16 protein-coding genes are annotated in these 15,426 nt (G+C 62.1%); 7 read left to right on the forward strand and 9 right to left on the reverse strand.

Annotation, left to right across the window (positions count from 1 at the left end; genetic code table 11):
* The first annotated feature begins 25 nt into the window (after positions 1-25).
* The 5 genes from OZ428_RS03805 to OZ428_RS03825 all read left to right on the forward strand — a co-directional run bounded on the left by OZ428_RS03805 (position 26) and on the right by OZ428_RS03825 (position 4,360).
* On the forward strand, positions 26-334 hold the full coding sequence (locus OZ428_RS03805; RefSeq protein ID WP_038843772.1) for a MazG-like family protein: 309 nt from the start codon (positions 26-28) through the stop codon (positions 332-334).
* Positions 327-1,076 (forward strand): methyltransferase, encoded by a 750-nt coding sequence (locus tag OZ428_RS03810; protein ID WP_177113236.1) that lies wholly within the window; start codon positions 327-329, stop codon positions 1,074-1,076. Before OZ428_RS03805 ends, OZ428_RS03810 begins: the two co-directional genes overlap by 8 nt.
* A gap of 24 nt (positions 1,077-1,100) precedes the next feature.
* Positions 1,101-1,703, forward strand: a complete 603-nt coding sequence (locus OZ428_RS03815; RefSeq protein WP_269132744.1) for a DUF4136 domain-containing protein — start codon at positions 1,101-1,103, stop codon at positions 1,701-1,703.
* Positions 1,704-1,748: 45 nt separating this feature from the next.
* Positions 1,749-2,306 carry a DUF4136 domain-containing protein gene (locus OZ428_RS03820; protein WP_269132745.1) on the forward strand — a complete coding sequence of 186 codons (558 nt, stop codon included), beginning with the start codon at positions 1,749-1,751 and terminating at the stop codon, positions 2,304-2,306.
* 104 nt (positions 2,307-2,410) lie between these two features.
* Positions 2,411-4,360 (forward strand): pilus assembly protein TadG-related protein, encoded by a 1,950-nt coding sequence (locus OZ428_RS03825; protein WP_269132746.1) that lies wholly within the window; start codon positions 2,411-2,413, stop codon positions 4,358-4,360.
* Here the strand turns inward: OZ428_RS03825 and OZ428_RS03830 are convergent.
* Positions 4,357-7,074 (reverse strand): PAS domain-containing sensor histidine kinase, encoded by a 2,718-nt coding sequence (locus OZ428_RS03830; protein WP_269132747.1) that lies wholly within the window; start codon positions 7,072-7,074, stop codon positions 4,357-4,359. The two genes, OZ428_RS03825 and OZ428_RS03830, sit on opposite strands and share 4 nt — an antisense overlap.
* Positions 7,071-7,520 (reverse strand): TadE family protein, encoded by a 450-nt coding sequence (locus tag OZ428_RS03835; protein WP_269132748.1) that lies wholly within the window; start codon positions 7,518-7,520, stop codon positions 7,071-7,073. The genes OZ428_RS03830 and OZ428_RS03835 overlap by 4 nt, the downstream gene beginning before the upstream one ends.
* A 72-nt stretch (positions 7,521-7,592) precedes the next feature.
* Between OZ428_RS03835 and OZ428_RS03840 the strand changes: the two genes are divergently transcribed.
* Positions 7,593-8,042, forward strand: a complete 450-nt coding sequence (locus tag OZ428_RS03840; RefSeq protein ID WP_269132749.1) for a prepilin peptidase — start codon at positions 7,593-7,595, stop codon at positions 8,040-8,042.
* Positions 8,043-8,168: 126 nt separating this feature from the next.
* Positions 8,169-8,957 carry a response regulator transcription factor gene (locus OZ428_RS03845; protein WP_061435167.1) on the forward strand — a complete coding sequence of 263 codons (789 nt, stop codon included), beginning with the start codon at positions 8,169-8,171 and terminating at the stop codon, positions 8,955-8,957.
* A gap of 3 nt (positions 8,958-8,960) precedes the next feature.
* On the opposite strand, the gene OZ428_RS03850 is transcribed toward OZ428_RS03845, so the two are convergent.
* The 7 genes from OZ428_RS03850 to OZ428_RS03880 are packed head-to-tail and all read right to left on the reverse strand — an operon-like array spanning position 8,961 to position 15,418.
* A complete protein-coding gene (locus tag OZ428_RS03850) occupies positions 8,961-9,230 on the reverse strand; it encodes a DUF3613 domain-containing protein (RefSeq protein ID WP_061435169.1) in 270 nt (89 codons plus the stop codon).
* 10 nt (positions 9,231-9,240) lie between these two features.
* Positions 9,241-9,951 carry a tetratricopeptide repeat protein gene (locus tag OZ428_RS03855; protein ID WP_033897325.1) on the reverse strand — a complete coding sequence of 237 codons (711 nt, stop codon included), beginning with the start codon at positions 9,949-9,951 and terminating at the stop codon, positions 9,241-9,243.
* A 10-nt stretch (positions 9,952-9,961) separates the two neighbouring features.
* The gene (locus tag OZ428_RS03860; protein ID WP_269132750.1) at positions 9,962-10,849 is read right to left on the reverse strand and encodes a type II secretion system F family protein; all 888 of its coding nucleotides are present in this window, start codon (positions 10,847-10,849) and stop codon (positions 9,962-9,964) included.
* Between the two features lies 1 nt (position 10,850).
* Complete coding sequence (locus OZ428_RS03865; RefSeq protein ID WP_269132751.1) at positions 10,851-11,732, reverse strand: type II secretion system F family protein; 882 nt, start codon at positions 11,730-11,732, stop codon at positions 10,851-10,853.
* Between the two features lie 10 nt (positions 11,733-11,742).
* Positions 11,743-13,014 carry a CpaF family protein gene (locus OZ428_RS03870; protein WP_033897322.1) on the reverse strand — a complete coding sequence of 424 codons (1,272 nt, stop codon included), beginning with the start codon at positions 13,012-13,014 and terminating at the stop codon, positions 11,743-11,745.
* Positions 13,011-14,204, reverse strand: a complete 1,194-nt coding sequence (locus OZ428_RS03875; RefSeq protein ID WP_269132752.1) for a pilus assembly protein — start codon at positions 14,202-14,204, stop codon at positions 13,011-13,013. Before OZ428_RS03875 ends, OZ428_RS03870 begins: the two co-directional genes overlap by 4 nt.
* Positions 14,201-15,418 (reverse strand): type II and III secretion system protein family protein, encoded by a 1,218-nt coding sequence (locus OZ428_RS03880; protein WP_033897320.1) that lies wholly within the window; start codon positions 15,416-15,418, stop codon positions 14,201-14,203. Before OZ428_RS03880 ends, OZ428_RS03875 begins: the two co-directional genes overlap by 4 nt.
* Positions 15,419-15,426 lie beyond the last annotated feature (8 nt).

Consider the following 15,426-nt stretch of genomic DNA (forward strand, 5'->3'; position numbering starts at 1 on the left):
CTATCCACCTTCAGGAGCCTGCCGCATGAACCTCGAACACCTCACCGAACGCCTGCACCGCATCCGCGATACCAACAATTGGAAACAATTCCACAGCCCCAAAAACCTGGCCATGGCCGCCAGCGTGGAAATGGCCGAGCTGGTGGAAATCTTCCAATGGCTGACCGAAGACCAGTCGCGCCAGCTGCCGGCCGACACACTCGCCCATGCCGGGCAGGAAGTCGGCGATATCGTGCTGTACCTGCTATTACTGTGCAGCGAGTTGGGCTTGGACATGAACGAGGTGGTACGCGCCAAGTTGGCCGACAGTGAACGGCGGTTTGCCCATGAGTGATCGTCATTTCGACCAACTGGCCACGCGTTTCGCCGAGAAAATCTATGGCGGTGCCAAAGGCGCGATTCGCCTGGCGGTGCTCCAGGCCGACCTGACCGAGGCCCTGCCGAAACGCCCTTTGCGCGTGCTGGATATCGGCGCGGGCCTGGGCCATATGTCGCTGTGGTTGGCCGAACAAGGCCATGAGGTCACCCTGGCCGAGCCCGCCGAGCCGATGTTGGAAGGCGCCCGTCAACGCTTCGCGGATGCCGGGCAAACCGCCACGTTTATCCATGCACCCTGGCAAGACCTGCTCGGCCAGCTCACCGAACCCTACGACCTGGTGCTGTGCCACGCCGTGCTGGAATGGCTGGCCGAGCCCCACGCGATCCTGCCGGTGCTGCACCAACTCACGGTGCCCGGCGGTTGGCTATCGCTGGCGTTCTACAACCGTGATGCGCTGATTTACCGCAACCTGCTCAAAGGCCACTTCCGCAAAATGCGCAAGAACGACATGGCCGGCGAAAAGCAGAGCCTGACGCCACAACAACCCCTTGATCCCCGTGAGTTGGCGGCGCAACTCGATGGCCTTTGGCAGGTCGAAAGCCAAAGCGGCGTGCGGGTGTTCCACGACTATATGCCGGTGGAATTCCAGGCCCGCGCCAATGTGCAGGACCTTTTGGAGATGGAACTCGCTCACCGTCGTCACCCAAGCTTTGCCGGACTTGGGCGTTATTTGCACTGGATCTGCCGTCCGGTTTAAGCGGCCCAGTCTGCGGAGGTCGAAATGCGTCGTCTCTGTTTGATCCTGTTTTCCCTGGGTTTGGGCGCGTGTTCCAGCCCGAACCCCTATGTTGCCGCTTCGGCGCCGATCCCTCCGGCGCCGCCCCAGGCGGCCAATACCTTTGATGCCAGCGCCTACCCGGCGCCCGTGCGCGACTACGGCGCCTACCGCAATTGGGCCTGGCGCAACGGCCAGTTACCGGCGGGCACGGCCTGGGCGGATTCGGCGCAGATTGCCGAAGCGGTCAGCGGTGCCCTTGACCAACGCGGGCTGCGCCCCTTGCATGACAATCGCCCGGCGGACCTGTTTGTCAGCGCCGATGTGCGCCTGGAGAAACGCCTCAAGCAGGTCCAGGACGACTACGGCTACGGTTACGGCGGCTACAACCGCTATGGCAATGGTTACGGCATGTATAACTCGGTGCCGATCGTGCGCACCTATGAAGTGCAGGTCGTGGTGGTTCGCGTCAATCTGTTCGATGCCCGCACCGGCCAGCCGGTGTGGAGTGCCAGTGCGGAAACCGGCAGCCAGGGAAGCCTCAGTGAGCGGGGAGATGCCTTGCGCCAGGCGGTGCAAAAGGCAATGACGGCGTATCCTCCCAGTTAACAGCTATTCTCATCTTTAGCGCGGGTCGCTCTTTGGAGAAAAACCATGTTTCGTCGTATCGCTACGCTTGCTGTTGTAGTGTTGCTGGGCGGTTGCCAGACCAGCCAGGTCAACCACGATTTTGACGCCAGCCGGGACTTCGGTGCCTACCGCAGCTGGGCCTGGAAAGACCCGGCGCTGCAATACCGTCCGGATGATCCGCGCATCAAGAGTGACCTCACCGAACAGCGCATCCGCCAGGCCGTCGGCGAGCAACTCGACCAGCGCGGCCTGCGCCCAGCGGCGCCGGGCAGCAAGGCTGACCTGAATGTTCAGGCCTACCTGATCGTCGAGGACCGCCAGCAACAAGTCACCACCAACTACGGCGGCGCCTGGGGCGGGCCGTGGAACGGCTATTGGGGCGCGCCGATGTACAACGAAACGCGCAACATCACCTACAAAGTCGCCACCATCCAGATTGACCTGCTCGACGGCAAGGACGGCAAGCTGGTGTGGCGCGGCAGCGACGAACAGATGATGGCCTCCTCGCCCAACCCCCAGGACCGCGACAAAGCCATCCGCACCACCGTAACCCGCGTCCTCTCCAGCTACCCACCGCACTAGAAATCTCTTCCGCCAGTCGCCAATGTGGCGACTGGCCAGCGCGCACCTGAAGCCTTGTCTACACTTCAAACCAACATTGGAGAGTAAGCGCTAAGGAGTGCCTGATGTCTCCCCAACTGGGTTCCCGGCAGCGTGGTGCGATTGGCTTGATGGCGGCAGGCACCCTGGCGGTGGCCATGGTGTTCATGCTGCTGGCGGTGGACAGCGGTCGCCTGTACCTGGAAAAACGCAGGTTGCAGTCCATCGCCGACACAGCGGCATTGGAAGCCGCCGGTCGTGGCGGCCTGTGCACGCCCTCCACCACGGCCAATGACTACGCCAAGGAAAACGCCGCGCGCAACGGCTTTACGGTGGTCGCCGGCGACAACAGTCGGGGCCTGGCCGTGACCTGTGGCACCTTGCCTACCAATGCCAGCAATATCCGTGTGTTCGTCGCTGATGCGACCAAGAACGACGCCATACGCGTCGTCGCGACGCGCAGTGTCATGACCAGTCTCGCCAGTGGTATCTGGAACATGTTCAGCGGTGCGCCGGTTGCCACCCAGACGATATTGAGTGCCACCGCCGTGGCTGCGACTGCGCCACCGGTGGCGCAACTGACGATTCGCAGCAGCCTGGCCTCCGTGAATTCGGCCAACTCCCCGTTGCTGAACATGGTCATCGGCAATCTGTTGGGCGGTAGCCTTTCGCTGACGGCAGCGGGCTGGAATGGCTTGCTGACGACGAACGTGAACCTGCTCAGCTATCTGGATCAGTTGGCGATTCAATTGAACGTGAAGGCGGGGGACTACGACGCGCTGCTGAGCACTGCTGTCTCCGCCAGTCAGTTGCTCGACGCCGCCGTGAAGGTTCTGCAAAAAAACGGCGCGGTCGCCACGGCGGTCATCAACGATCTGATTACCGTAAACGCCATCGCGCCGAACACCCAGTTGCTGAAGGTCGGAGACTTGCTGAAAGTCGCCACCGGAACGCCGGCGGCGGCCTTGAATACCAGTGTGCAGTTGTTTCAGTTGCTGGAGACCGTGGCGCAGCTCTCCAGTAGCAAGAATGCGGTGAGTGCGGCAGCCAAGGTCAATATTCCGCTGGTGGGCACCGTTTCGATCCAGACCAAAGTCATCGAGCCACCGCAACTGTCGGCGATTGGCAATCCGGCCAAGGCCAAGGCGGGGCTTTTGAATAACCCGCAAACGGATCAGATTTTTGTGCGAACGGCGCAGGTACGCACGTTGGTCACCATTGATGCGCCGATCATCAAGGTGGTTTCGGGTGTCACGTCGATTCTTTCCGGGCTGGGAACGCCGGTGTCGAAGGTGGTCAGCGGCCTGTTGAACCTGAACATTCCGGCCGTGGTCGGCGGTGTCTTGTGCCTGGTGGCGTGCAATGTCACGGATGTCGACATCAACCAAACCCTGTCCATTTATATCGAGGCGGCCAGTGCGCAAAGCTATGTCACGGACTACAGCTGCGCCACGCCTGCCACCAAATCGTTGACGGTAAAGACCACCACCTCGCTGGCCACGTTGGGCGTGGGTTACGTGGATCCGGTTACTGCGTTTTCTTCATCAGCCCCCGTCACCGTACAACCGGTCAGGCTGATCGACTTTGGTGAACGCTATTGCATTGTGCTGACGCTGATCTGTGGTCCGCGTACAGCGGGCGTAGGTGGGGGGTTGAATTTGAAGGCGCTGTCTACCGTCGCCGCGCAAACCAACTCGATGCTGTTTTTACCCGTGGCTGAAATGAACACGACGCCGACCTACAAGAACGCGCCAGGCACCGCCGATATCCTTTATAGCCTGGGGGATACGCTGAACGGTCTGCAGGTCACCTACGTGCCGCCCAGCGGCAGCACACCCAACCCGGCGAACGGCACCGTGACCAGCGCATTGGCGACCATCATCAGCTCGGTGGTCAGCCTTGTCCAAAACGTCCTGTCGCCGATACTCGACCCCATCGTCAACACGCTGCTCTCGGCGTTGGGCATCAGCCTGGGCAACGCCGAAGTCGGCGCCAACCTCAGTTGCCACATGGGCCGCGCCTATCTGGTGATTTAACTTACCGGCAACTCCACACAAAACCTCGCGCCGTGCTCGCCATTGGCGACGCTCAGGCGCCCGCCCATGTTTTCCACGATCCCGTAACTCACTGACAAACCCAAGCCGGTGCCCACGCCGATCGGCTTGGTGGTGAAGAACGGCTCGAAAATCCGCTCCAGCAAACGTGGGTCAATGCCGCCGCCGTTGTCCTCCACCCAGATGCGCACATGTCGGCTGTCATGCTCGCAGTGCAGGGCGATCCACGGGCGGAACCCAGGATCTTTTTCCCGTTTGCTCAGCAACGCATCACGGGCGTTGACCATCAGGTTGATCAGCACTTGCTCGAGCTGGTCGACATGACCTTTGACCTGCACCGTGAAGTCCGCAGGCGTGATGCGCAGGTCCACGCCCTTGCCGCGCAGGCCCTCACCGAGCAGCGACAGCGTGCCTTCCACTGCCTGTGACGGGTCGAAGGGCTGTTGTTCGATTTCTGAGCGGCGGCCAAACACGCGCATATGGTCCACCACGCGCGCAGCGCGCTGTACCTGGGTGTCGATGCGCTGGAGCTTTTCGGTGAGGTAGTCGATCTGCGCATCGCCGTTACTGAGGCGCTTGAGCACATTGACGATGGCCATGCGCATCACGTTCAGCGGCTGGTTGATCTCATGGGCCATGCCCGTGGCCATTTCGCCAAGGGTGGCCATCTTGGCGCTTTGGGTCAGTTGCTGCTGGGAGCGGCGCACTTCGGTGTTGTCGCGGCCCACCGCTTGCACCTCCACCAGTGTGCCCTGTTCGTCGAACACGCCCCGGTCCGACCACACCCACCAGGCATGTTCGCGGCCGGGCAATTCCAGGCTGATCTCGGCGGTGCTGACTGGGAATTCCGGGGTCAATTGTTCGATGCGTTGCACAAAGGCCTGGCGTTGTTCGTCCGACAGCCAGTGCCCCAGGTTCAGCCCCGGCAGTTGCGCCGGCGGGCATTCCAAGTAGTTGGCCAGCGGTGTGTTGCCGAAGGTCAGGGTCAGGTCCGGGCGATAGCGGCAGATCATCGCCGGGGAGTCTTCGACCAGGATGCGGTAGCGCTCTTCGCTTTGTTTGATCTGCTCGGCGGCCAGGGTCGCCTCGGTGACATCCAGCCACAGCCCGACGGCTTCCACCGGCAGGCCGAGGTCGTCGCGCAACAGTTTGGCTTCGTCCAGCAGCCAATGGTAGTGGCCCTGCTTGTCGCGCAGGCGGTAACGGCTGCGCACGTTGCCTTCGCGCAGCAGTTGGCGGCTGCGCTCGAAGTACAGTTCACGGTCGTCGGGGTGGATCAACGAGGCCAGGTTGTCTGGGGTGCAGTCGGCCAGGGTCCAACCCAGCAGCGGCAGCAGGCTGTCGCTGAAGAACGCCGGGTGCAGGGCGCCACTGACATAGCGCTGCACATAGATCACCGCTGGCGAGCTGGCGATCAGGTTGTCCAGGCGCGCATGAGCGGCGGCGGCTTGCAGTTGCTGGTTCTTGATGTCGCTGATGTCGAGCATGAAGCCAATCCAGCGCCGGTGATCGCCCACGCCCAGCACCTGGCCCTGGACGCGATACCACAGGGGGTTGTGCTCGGCGTCGGTGCGTTGCAGGCGCACACTGGTCATCAAGGGTTTGCCCAGGGCTTGCAGGTCGTGCAAACGGCTGTTGAACGCCTGGCGGTCGGCGGGGTGGATCAGTTCAAGCCACTGGTCCAGCGGCTGGCGGGTCGGGCCGTCCTCCAGGCTGAGATTGTGCAGCAACTGCGGGGCCAGTTGGATCTCCTGGGTGGCCGGCAGCAGTTCCCACCAGCCGGTGCCGAGCAGGCCTTGCAGGGCTTCCATACGGTCGAGCTGTTGGTGGTTGCGTTGCTCGCGCAGTCGGCTCAACAGCGGGGCGGCGAGGGCGGCGGTGAGGTTCAACCAGTCCCGCTCGTTGGTATTTAGCTGGCCGCTGTAGAAGCCGCAGAGCAACCAGGCGGCAACGCCCTGGCTGTCACGATAAGGCACCAGGAACCCATCGGCATTACCGAAAATGCTGTGCAGGCGCGGGTTGTCGCTGCGCTCCTCGGCCAGGCTCAACGGCGTGTTGCCATTGGCACTGTCCAGGCTGGTGCCCAGGTGCTGGCCGGTCTGCCACAAGGCGGGTGCATCGTGGGCGGCGTAGTGGTTGTAGATCCGCCAGCCCTGGTTTTCTTCGTCGAGCAAGGCCATGGCCACGCAGGGGATGTGCCAGCGCTGGGCCAGGCTGCGCAGGTGCTCGTTGAACACCTCGGGCAGGCGGGTCAGGCTGCACACCCGCAACTGCTCGCTCATCTGGCAGGCCAACTGATGGTTCTGCTCGCGATGCTGGGCCAGTTGTCTACCGGCCAGCAAGTCGCTGACGTCTTGCAGGTGCAAGCGCCAGCCGTCGTCTTCGGGTTCGATCCAGCCCCGGGTATGCAGGGGCCGGCCGGCGACGCCCTGGAAGTCCAGGTCCAGGCTCTGGTGTTGCCAGTCGGCGGGCTGGCCTTCGATACTCAAGGCGCTGCTGGCGCACAACAACTCGCGCAGCAAGGGGCGTGATTCGTGGGGGGCGAGCAGCGCGCGCAGGGTGCCACTGAAGTCCAGCACACGGCCCTGAGCATCCAGTAGCAGGTGCAGCCCTGGCACAGGGGCGCCGGGCGTATCGAGTGCGAGCGCGCTGCTGCGGCCGAGCAGGCGCCCGAAGAGCTTGTCCCCCGAGGTCAAAGCTGCAGACTCGAACTGACCAACAGGTTGGCCGGCAGATTCGGCACGGTGCCGATGAACGGCAACACCAGCGCCGGGAACACCGAGTTGAGACGGCTGGTGGGGTACTTGATCGTGACGGTCAGCGGGGTGCCGGTGCCGGAGTAGGTGGCGGTGACCAAGTCATCGGTAAACTGAAAGCTGCTGGGGATCCATTTCAACTGTTTTAACGCGGTGGTTTTGGCGAGTGTGGTCACTTGAGTGGGATAAGTGGTGCCGGCGGCCGCAGGGTCCACCGACATCGCCTGGCGCACGCCTTCCGCCGCCGCCTGGTTGAACGACTGCAACATCAGCAGCGGCAGGCTATAGCTGATCAAGCCATAAAACACCGCGAAAAAGATCCCGAAGACCAGGGCGAACTCAATCGCGGCTGCACCTTTTTGCTTACCAGGCAGGCCTGTTTTCATGACTGCGTCTACCCTGACGGCTACTACTTGATATCAGCATAGAATCATTCAGCGAAAAGGGATGTTTTTTACGTGATCCATAGCGTGGTGATACTGATCTGGTTGGGACTCTGCGCGTTGCAGGACATGCGCCAACGGCAAATCGCCAACAGCTTGACCCTGGGGGCGGCGTTTTTGGCCTTGATCTACCTGGTATGGACGGGTACGACCTGGTTGGGTGCGCCCGCCACCGATGGGGGCTGGGCCTTCGCCGTGGCGCTGTTGCTGACCTTGCCGGGGTATGCGCTGGGCCGCTTTGGCGCAGGGGATGTGAAGCTGCTGGCCGCCCTGGCCCTGGCGAGCAATCTGGATGCCTTATTGTGGTCGTTGATCGGTGCCGCTGTGTTCCAGGGCGCCTGGGTGCTTATCCATCAACGGCTTAGCGTGCGCCGCGAGGTATCGTCACCAGGCGTGTCAACAAAACAGCCTTATGCCCCCTTTGTATTGACAGGGTTTGTGCTTTACTGGCTTTGGATCCATTAGTCGCAGAAGGCCTCTATCGCTATGTACATAGTCGGAAAGTAGGTCTAGGTTTATTGAGTGGATGCATAGGATTCTTCGTCAAAATGGATAGGTCAATCTTTTGGCTGGCCAGGCATGGAGTAACGCGTGAACAAGCTTACCTCGGCGGTGAAAGTGCTCGTGGTCGACGATCAACCGTTGATCGTTGAAGAGCTCTGCGAATTTCTTGAAAGCAGTGGTTACCGTTGCGTCCCGTGTGAGTCCAGCCGACACGCCTTGAAGCGCTTCAGCGAAGACGCCGAGATCGGCCTGGTGCTGTGCGACCTGCACATGCCGGACATGGACGGCATCGAGCTGGTGCAGGCCATGCAGAAGGTGGCGGGCAAGGCGCGGGCGTTCGAAGCGATCATGCTCACCGGACGCGCCGACAAACAGGACGTGATCAAGGCCCTGCGTGCGGGGATCTCGGACTACTACCAGAAACCGATCAATCTCGACGAGTTGCTCGAAGGCCTGCAGCGCCAGGAAGCGGCATTGGAGGAGCGGCAGAAAGAACTGCAACTGGGGCACCTGAACCAGAAGCTGCAATACCTTTCCGAATCCATCAATGACCTGTACCAGGACCTCGACAAAGTGCGTCGCAGCCCAAGCGCCGGGTTGGCCGATGAGGCCGATCTGGTTGCCGAAGACGCCGGGCCGATGGAAATTCCGACCATCTTCAACCAGCTGTCACCGCGCCAGCTTGACGTTGCGCGCCTGGTGGGCAAGGGCCAGACCAACTACCAGATCGCCTGCGAACTGGGGATCACCGAGAACACCGTCAAGCTGTACGTGTCCCAGGTATTGCGCCTGACCCATATGCATAACCGCACCCAACTGGCACTGGCCTTGTCGCCGAGCAACTCGGCGATGCGCCAGCGGGTGACTGCCCATTGAGCGTCACTGGCTCTTGCCGCCTTTAGAACCCCCACCCGACTCCGATTCATAAAACTCCGGAATCGGGTGCTTGTGACTGTCCAACCAACGCTGCAAGGACTGCTCCCGTTCCGCGGGCGTGGCCCTTTGCGGCGTCGGCGAAGCGGCCCGCCCATTGATCTGCAACGCCATCCAGTTTTCCGTTTCCGCCTGCTGCGGTGATGACGGGCCGGGTTCGATGGCCATGGCACCCAGTGGTAACAGCGCCAGCCCGATCAGGTAATGTGCTTTCATCGATCACTCCTTACTTGAGGCTCACCGGCAGGCCATCGCGGACGGTCGCGACTTTGCGCGCCGCCGTGCGGGCACCCTTGAGTTTTTCCGCACGGGCCTGGGCATCCGTGACCTGCTCGCGGCTCAGGCCCAGTTGGCTGACCACTTTGGCCGCTTGCCCCCAGTCATCCTGATAGATCAACAGCGTTACCAGGTTGACGGCGGCCAACGGGTCGCCCTGCTTGAGTTCGATGGCGGTCATGAACTCAAAGCGAGCGTCTTCCACGCGCAATTGGTTGAGGTACACCACGCCCAAGTCATTGCGGATCTTTTCGTCGGTGGGTGCCAGCTGCGCCGCCCGTTGCAGGTGCGCCATGGCCAGGCCGTTGTCGCCCTTGGCGACCGCCAACTGCCCTAGGCCGTGCTCGCCTTCGGCGGTCATGCAGGTGCCGAGCAGGCTGCGGTACAGCGGCTCGGCTTCACTGCGCCCGAGCAGGCGGTACGTGCGGGCCTTGCGTTGACGCACCTGAGGCAAGGCGTCGGGCAGGTTCTGCAGGTTCGCCAGGCTGGCGTGCAGCTTGCCTTCGTTGGCTAAATCATCGGACAGGTTGAGCGCCAGTTCCTGCTCCGAACTCGGCTTGGCGCAACTGCCCGGCGAGGTCAGCGCGGCCCAGGGCGATTGGCCGTTGGTGGCGCAGCCGCCGAGCATCAGCAAGGCCATGCCGGCAATCAGTACTTTCATCAACGTCTCCTCAAAAATGGACCAACGCACGGGCGATGCCGATAAAGGCTGGGCCGCCGAGCACGATCAGCAACGCAGGGAACAGAAACACCATCATCACCACCGACATCTTTGCCGACATCTTCGAAATGTATTCCTGCAGGCGGGTCAGGCGGCGGTCGTCGAGCAGTTGCTTGAGCGCCAGCAAGGACTTCATCGCGCCGCCGCCCTGTTGGATCAATTGCTGGAGAATGATGCAGGTGTCCGTGAATTCATCCACCTCCAACACGCGCACGGTCTTGCCGAGTTCTTCGCCCAGCTCCAACCCGGAGTCGACCCGTGCCAGGATCAGCCGCAATTCATGGGTGAGGTGAGGGAGCAAGCGTTGGGCTTCGGTGCCCATTACACGCAATGACTGTTCAACTGCCATGCCCGATTCGAAGAGGATGCGCAGCAGCGGAATGAAGGTTGAGATTTCTTTGGCGATGGCCTGCTGACGATGCTTGGCGGCGGCGGCGAGCACGCGTTTGGGCAGCAGGTAGCCGATGCCCAGGCCAAACAGGGGCGCAATCCAGGCGGGGTCCATGTCAGGGAAAAAAATCTGCTGGCCGAGAAAAGTCAGGCCCAAGAGCACGATCGGCAAGCCGATCTGAAAGGCCGCAAACAGCGAGCGTTGGCTGGCCTTGCGCCAACCGATGCGGTTGAGCAGCACCTGGGTCTCGTTGTCCAGGCTGACCGAGCGCTGCGCCAGGCTGCTTGCGCCGAGTTGACGCAACAGCGTACCGAACTTGGCATCGCCACCCATGCGCCCTTGCAGACGTTCAGCGACCTGGCGATCACGCCGGCGGTTTTCGAGCAACTGGCCGCCCACCAAGACCAGGGCGGCGAGTAACAACAAGGCACACGCCAGCAGGGCCATCTCACACACTCCTCAGCATGCGCCACATGAGCAAGGTGCCGCTGATGTCCATGGCCAGCGCGCTGAACAGCATGATGCGCCCCGTGCCGTCGTTCCACATGGTCATCAGGTAATCGGGATTGACGATGATGAAGTAGCCCACGATCAGTATCGGCAGCCCGCCAAGCACGTAGGCGGTCATGCGGGTTTCGCCGGTCATGGCCTTGAGTTGACGGGCGCCCTGTTCCCGTTCGCGGATCATTTTGATCAGGTTTTCCAGCAGCTCACTGGCATTGCCGCCATAACGGTGATTGACCTTCAGACCGAGGGCGAACAGGCGGAATTCGTCCTGTTCGTAGAACTCGGCAAAGTCGCTGACCGAGTCCGGCAGGCTGACGCCCATGCGCACGTTGCGCTGCACGCGGCCCATGGCTTCCTTGAGCGGGTTTTCAGTGCTCTCGACGCCACCCAATACAGCGTCGGCCAAGGTTCTGCCGGATTTGAGGCTGCGCACGCTGTGGTCGAGTAACTGCGGCAGTTGCTCGACCATGCGTTGCACGCGGCGTTGATAACGCCAGCTGATGTACACCCGCAGGAACAGGGGGGGGCCCACGATCATCGCGATCAGGCCTAAGCCGTCGGCGAGCAGCCAGCCCAGCAGTACGCCGATCACCCAGGCGCTCAACCACAGGCCAAGGCGTTCGGTGGGTTTGCCCAACCCGGCGCGCTGAAACATCCGCTCAAGGCCGGTCCACGTGGTGTTGACGTCCTGTGCTTCGGGCTGGCCCTGGCCGAGGCGTTCCAGTACGCGGTCGGTCTGGGCCTTGCGCAGGCCATGCTGAAGTTGCCAGAACGACAGGCCGATCAGCAGCAGGCAAACGAGCAACAACACCGGTCCTATCATCACGCGCTCCCTATGACTGCAAGGCCGATTCACGGCGCAGTTTGTCGCCGGCCGGGTTGATAGCCTCGCGCAGGAAGCCGAAGCCGGTGCGCCGGTCCAGGCGGAACAGGGTGTTGGTGACATACACGTCTTCGCGCACGCCGACCACTTCCACCACTTCGCTGACGCAGCGACGGCCATCAGGCATGCGCGTCAATTGGATGATCACGTCCAGCGCAGCACAGATCATCTGGCGCAGGGTTTTTTCGGCGACCACGCGGCCGGTCAGACCCACCAAGGTTTCCAGGCGCAGCAGGGCATCCTGGGCATTGTTGGCGTGCACGGTGCTCATGGAACCGTCGTGGCCGGTGTTCATGGCGGTCATGACGTCGAGTACTTCCACGCCACGGATTTCCCCGAGGATGATGCGGTCCGGGCGCATCCGCAGGGCGTTGCGGATCAGGTCGCTGGAGCGCACTTCACCATGGCCCTCGGCGTTCGGCGGACGGGTTTCCAGGCGCACCACATGGGGATGGCCCAGTTGCAGTTCGGCGACGTCTTCGATGGTCACCAGGCGTTCATGGGGGTTGATCAACTGGCTGAGGATGTTCAGTAGGGTGGTCTTGCCGGTGCCGGTGCCGCCGCTGATCAAAATATTGCAGCGCTTGCCCACGGCCTCCTGGAAGAACTCGAAGATGCTTTGATCAATGGTCTGCATGGCGACCAGGTCGCTGCTCTTGAGCATGTCCTTGCGGAATTTTCGGATCGACAGGCACGGGCCATCCAGGGCAATCGGCGGGATGATCGCGTTGACCCGGCTGCCATCGGGCAAGCGCGCATCCACCATCGGTGAGGACTCATCCAGGCGCCGGCCCAGCGGCGCGAGGATGCGTTGCATCACACGCTCCACGTGGTGGTCGTCGATAAAGCGCAGGTCACTCTGGTGCAACAGGCCATCGCGTTCGATAAACACCCGATGTGGCCCGTTGACCAGGATTTCCGTCACCGAGGGGTCACGCAGCAGCACTTCCAGCGGGCCGAAACCGGTGAGTTCGTCGACGATTTCTTCGGCCAGGCGCTCCATCTCATAACGCGAGATCGCCAGGCGCATGCGCGTGATGTATTCGGAAACCTTGTCGATGACAAATTGCGCCAGGGACTGGCGCGTGCCTTCGAGCAGGTTCTTACCCGACTCCTCGATGGCGTCGATGATGTAGCGGTGCAGCACCAGCTTCAGGCCATCGTGATCGCTGTTGCCACCGGCAGTGCGGGCCGGGCCGCCAAACAGTTTTTCGCCGTTCATCGTCCCGACCCCAGGATGCGTTCAAACCAGCGCATTGAAGGTTTTGCCAAGCCTTCGGATCGCTTCGCCAGGCGCTCGCCCAAGGTGCGCACGGCTTGGGTCAAGGGTTCACGCGGGGCCAGGGCAAACAGGGTCTGGCCCTGGTTTTTCACGTTCAGGCGCAGTTCGGCGCTCAGGGGCAATACAGCGATGCACTCAAGGCCGAAGCTTTTTTCCAGGGCTTCGGTGTCGGGGGCGCACGCCTTGATATAGCGGTCCACCACCAACTTGGCGTGATCGAGCTTCATGCCTTTTTCGCGCCAGCGGTTGAGTATTGCCAGGTTGCGGCGACAGTCCAGCACACTCTGGTCGGTGCACCACAGCAGCTTGTCGCAGTGGCTGACAAAGGTGCGCAGGGCTTCGCTGTCGGGTTGCCCGGTAATGTTCACGACGATGTGCTGGAAATGTTGGCGCAGCGCACTGAGCAACATGAACAGTTCGGCGGCGCTGGTGAGTTTGAGCGGTTCGTCACCGGTGGCGTAGGCCAGGATGCGCAGCCCGCCCAGGGCCGTGGTGAAGGCGCTGTTGATCAGGGTGGTATCGAGGCGGCGCAAATGCCGCAACGCATCACCGAAATTAAACGTGCTCTCTAGGCCCAGCAAGGCCAGGCTGTCGCTGCGCGGCAGGCCCAGGTCGAGCAGCAGGGTTTGCTGCCCGCTCTTTTGCACGACCAACGCCAGGTGGGTGGCGAGCATTGCTCCATCGGCATTGCTCTGAGTGCCAAACAATACGGTCAGGCCGCCCAGCTGTGTGTTGGGCGTGACGGTGGGCAGGCGCTTGCTCAAGCGTCGCACCAGGCCCGCCACTTCACTGGATCGCGAACCGTAGGCGACGAAATCGCGGGCACCGGCGCGCATCGCATTCAGGACCAACTGGTTGTCCATGCCATCGCCCAGGGCGACCACGGCGAGCATCGGCTTGGCTTCCAGGGCGCCTTCAATGAGTGCGCTCTGGGCCACGACGTTTTCGCGGTCCAGGCCGACGAACACCAGGTTGGCGAAGGTCACGTCCACCAGCGCCAGCAGTTCGTCGAGGCTGCCGGTGCCGGCGCTGACGACTTGGCCCAGGGGCGCCAGGGCGCCCTGCAGCCACTCCAGATCAGTGGTGTTGCGGGTGATGGCGAGAAAGGTCTGGCTCAGGCTATCGCTCATTGGGAAAGTCCACTGCGACGGTCGAAGTTGCCGTTTTCCAGGAAGAACAACCGATACCAGTTCGGATCATAGTTGCGCAGTTTTTCGCCCGGCAGGGAGGGCAGTTGCGCGTTGGCCGCCAGCGGTTGCACCAGATGCGGCGTGACGATCATCAGCAGTTCCTTCTCTTCGCGGCTGATGTTTGAGTCACGAAAAAATGCGCCTAGGATCGGGATATCGCCCAACCCCGGAAACTTGCTGATGGTTGAGCGGTTATTGGTGCTGATCAGGCCGCTGATCACAAAGCTTTCGCCATCGGCCAGGGACACGCTGGTGTCGGTTCGACGGACCGTCAGGGCCGGCACCTGGATGCCTTCGATCTGGACCGCGTTGCTGTAGTCCAACTCGCTGACTTCCGGCGCCACCTTGAGGGTGATGCGGTTGCGGTCAATCACTGTAGGGGTCAGGGTCAGGCGAATACCGAACTCTTTGTATTCGATGGAAATGGTGTCGCTGCCGGCACTGGGTACCGGCACTGGCACCTCGCCGCCAGCCAGAAAGGAGGCACTCTGGCCACTCATGGCCACCAGGCTTGGCCGTGCCAGGGTGTAGGCAAAACCGCTGCGTTCCAGAGCGTTGATCATGGCAGAGACGCGGCCGCCGCCAAAACCGATATTGAAGTTGCTGCTGCTGATCGCCAGGGCCTGGGTGGTGGGCGTAGGGAACAGCAAGTTAGGGCTGCCGAAAAAAGCGTTCTTGGCGGTGCCGAGGATCGTGGTGCTGGCCTCTTTGAGCTTGGTACGACTGACCTCGACAAAGCGGATATCCGTCTGCACCTGGCTGGGCAACAGCGGATCGTCCGACGGCGACAGCGACAAGCTGGTCAAGGCCGACGTCGCCTTGCCTTTGACGAACACCATGCTTTGGCGCGGCGTGCTGGCGCAGGCGGTCCAGACCATCAGGCTGGTGGCGCCGGACGAGACACCGGTCAGCAGAAAATTGCGGTCACCATTGACCCGCACATCGGCGATTCTCGGGTCGCCGATGGCCAGGCGCGTAATTGCCACTGGCGATTGCAGCTCTTGTTGCAGGCCTTCTCCCACCTCGACCACGGCGGGCAACTGGCCCAAGGCGCTGCAGTTGCCCGGCGCCGCCACGGCCATGCCGACCGGCAAGCTCGACAGCATCAGGGCCCAGGCCAGTTGCGTGAACAGGGGTGCGTAGCGATGGCTCATTCAAGGCA

The sequence above is a fragment of the Pseudomonas sp. GXZC genome (assembly GCF_026967615.1).
GTDB lineage: Bacteria > Pseudomonadota > Gammaproteobacteria > Pseudomonadales > Pseudomonadaceae > Aquipseudomonas > Aquipseudomonas azotoformans_A.

Bases quoted from the DNA above. Each gene is read 5' to 3' on its own strand.
- OZ428_RS03865 (WP_269132751.1), bottom strand. From the start codon at position 11,732: ATGATAGGACCGGTGTTGTTGCTCGTTTGCCTGCTGCTGATCGGCCTG.
- OZ428_RS03820 (WP_269132745.1), top strand. From the start codon at position 1,749: ATGTTTCGTCGTATCGCTACGCTTGCTGTTGTAGTGTTGCTGGGCGGT.
- OZ428_RS03870 (WP_033897322.1), bottom strand. From the start codon at position 13,014: ATGAACGGCGAAAAACTGTTTGGCGGCCCGGCCCGCACTGCCGGTGGC.
- OZ428_RS03855 (WP_033897325.1), bottom strand. From the start codon at position 9,951: ATGAAAGTACTGATTGCCGGCATGGCCTTGCTGATGCTCGGCGGCTGC.
- OZ428_RS03880 (WP_033897320.1), bottom strand. From the start codon at position 15,418: ATGAGCCATCGCTACGCACCCCTGTTCACGCAACTGGCCTGGGCCCTG.
- OZ428_RS03810 (WP_177113236.1), top strand. From the start codon at position 327: ATGAGTGATCGTCATTTCGACCAACTGGCCACGCGTTTCGCCGAGAAA.
- OZ428_RS03825 (WP_269132746.1), top strand. From the start codon at position 2,411: ATGTCTCCCCAACTGGGTTCCCGGCAGCGTGGTGCGATTGGCTTGATG.
- OZ428_RS03850 (WP_061435169.1), bottom strand. From the start codon at position 9,230: ATGAAAGCACATTACCTGATCGGGCTGGCGCTGTTACCACTGGGTGCC.
- OZ428_RS03815 (WP_269132744.1), top strand. From the start codon at position 1,101: ATGCGTCGTCTCTGTTTGATCCTGTTTTCCCTGGGTTTGGGCGCGTGT.
- OZ428_RS03835 (WP_269132748.1), bottom strand. From the start codon at position 7,520: ATGAAAACAGGCCTGCCTGGTAAGCAAAAAGGTGCAGCCGCGATTGAG.
- OZ428_RS03805 (WP_038843772.1), top strand. From the start codon at position 26: ATGAACCTCGAACACCTCACCGAACGCCTGCACCGCATCCGCGATACC.
- OZ428_RS03875 (WP_269132752.1), bottom strand. From the start codon at position 14,204: ATGAGCGATAGCCTGAGCCAGACCTTTCTCGCCATCACCCGCAACACC.
- OZ428_RS03860 (WP_269132750.1), bottom strand. From the start codon at position 10,849: ATGGCCCTGCTGGCGTGTGCCTTGTTGTTACTCGCCGCCCTGGTCTTG.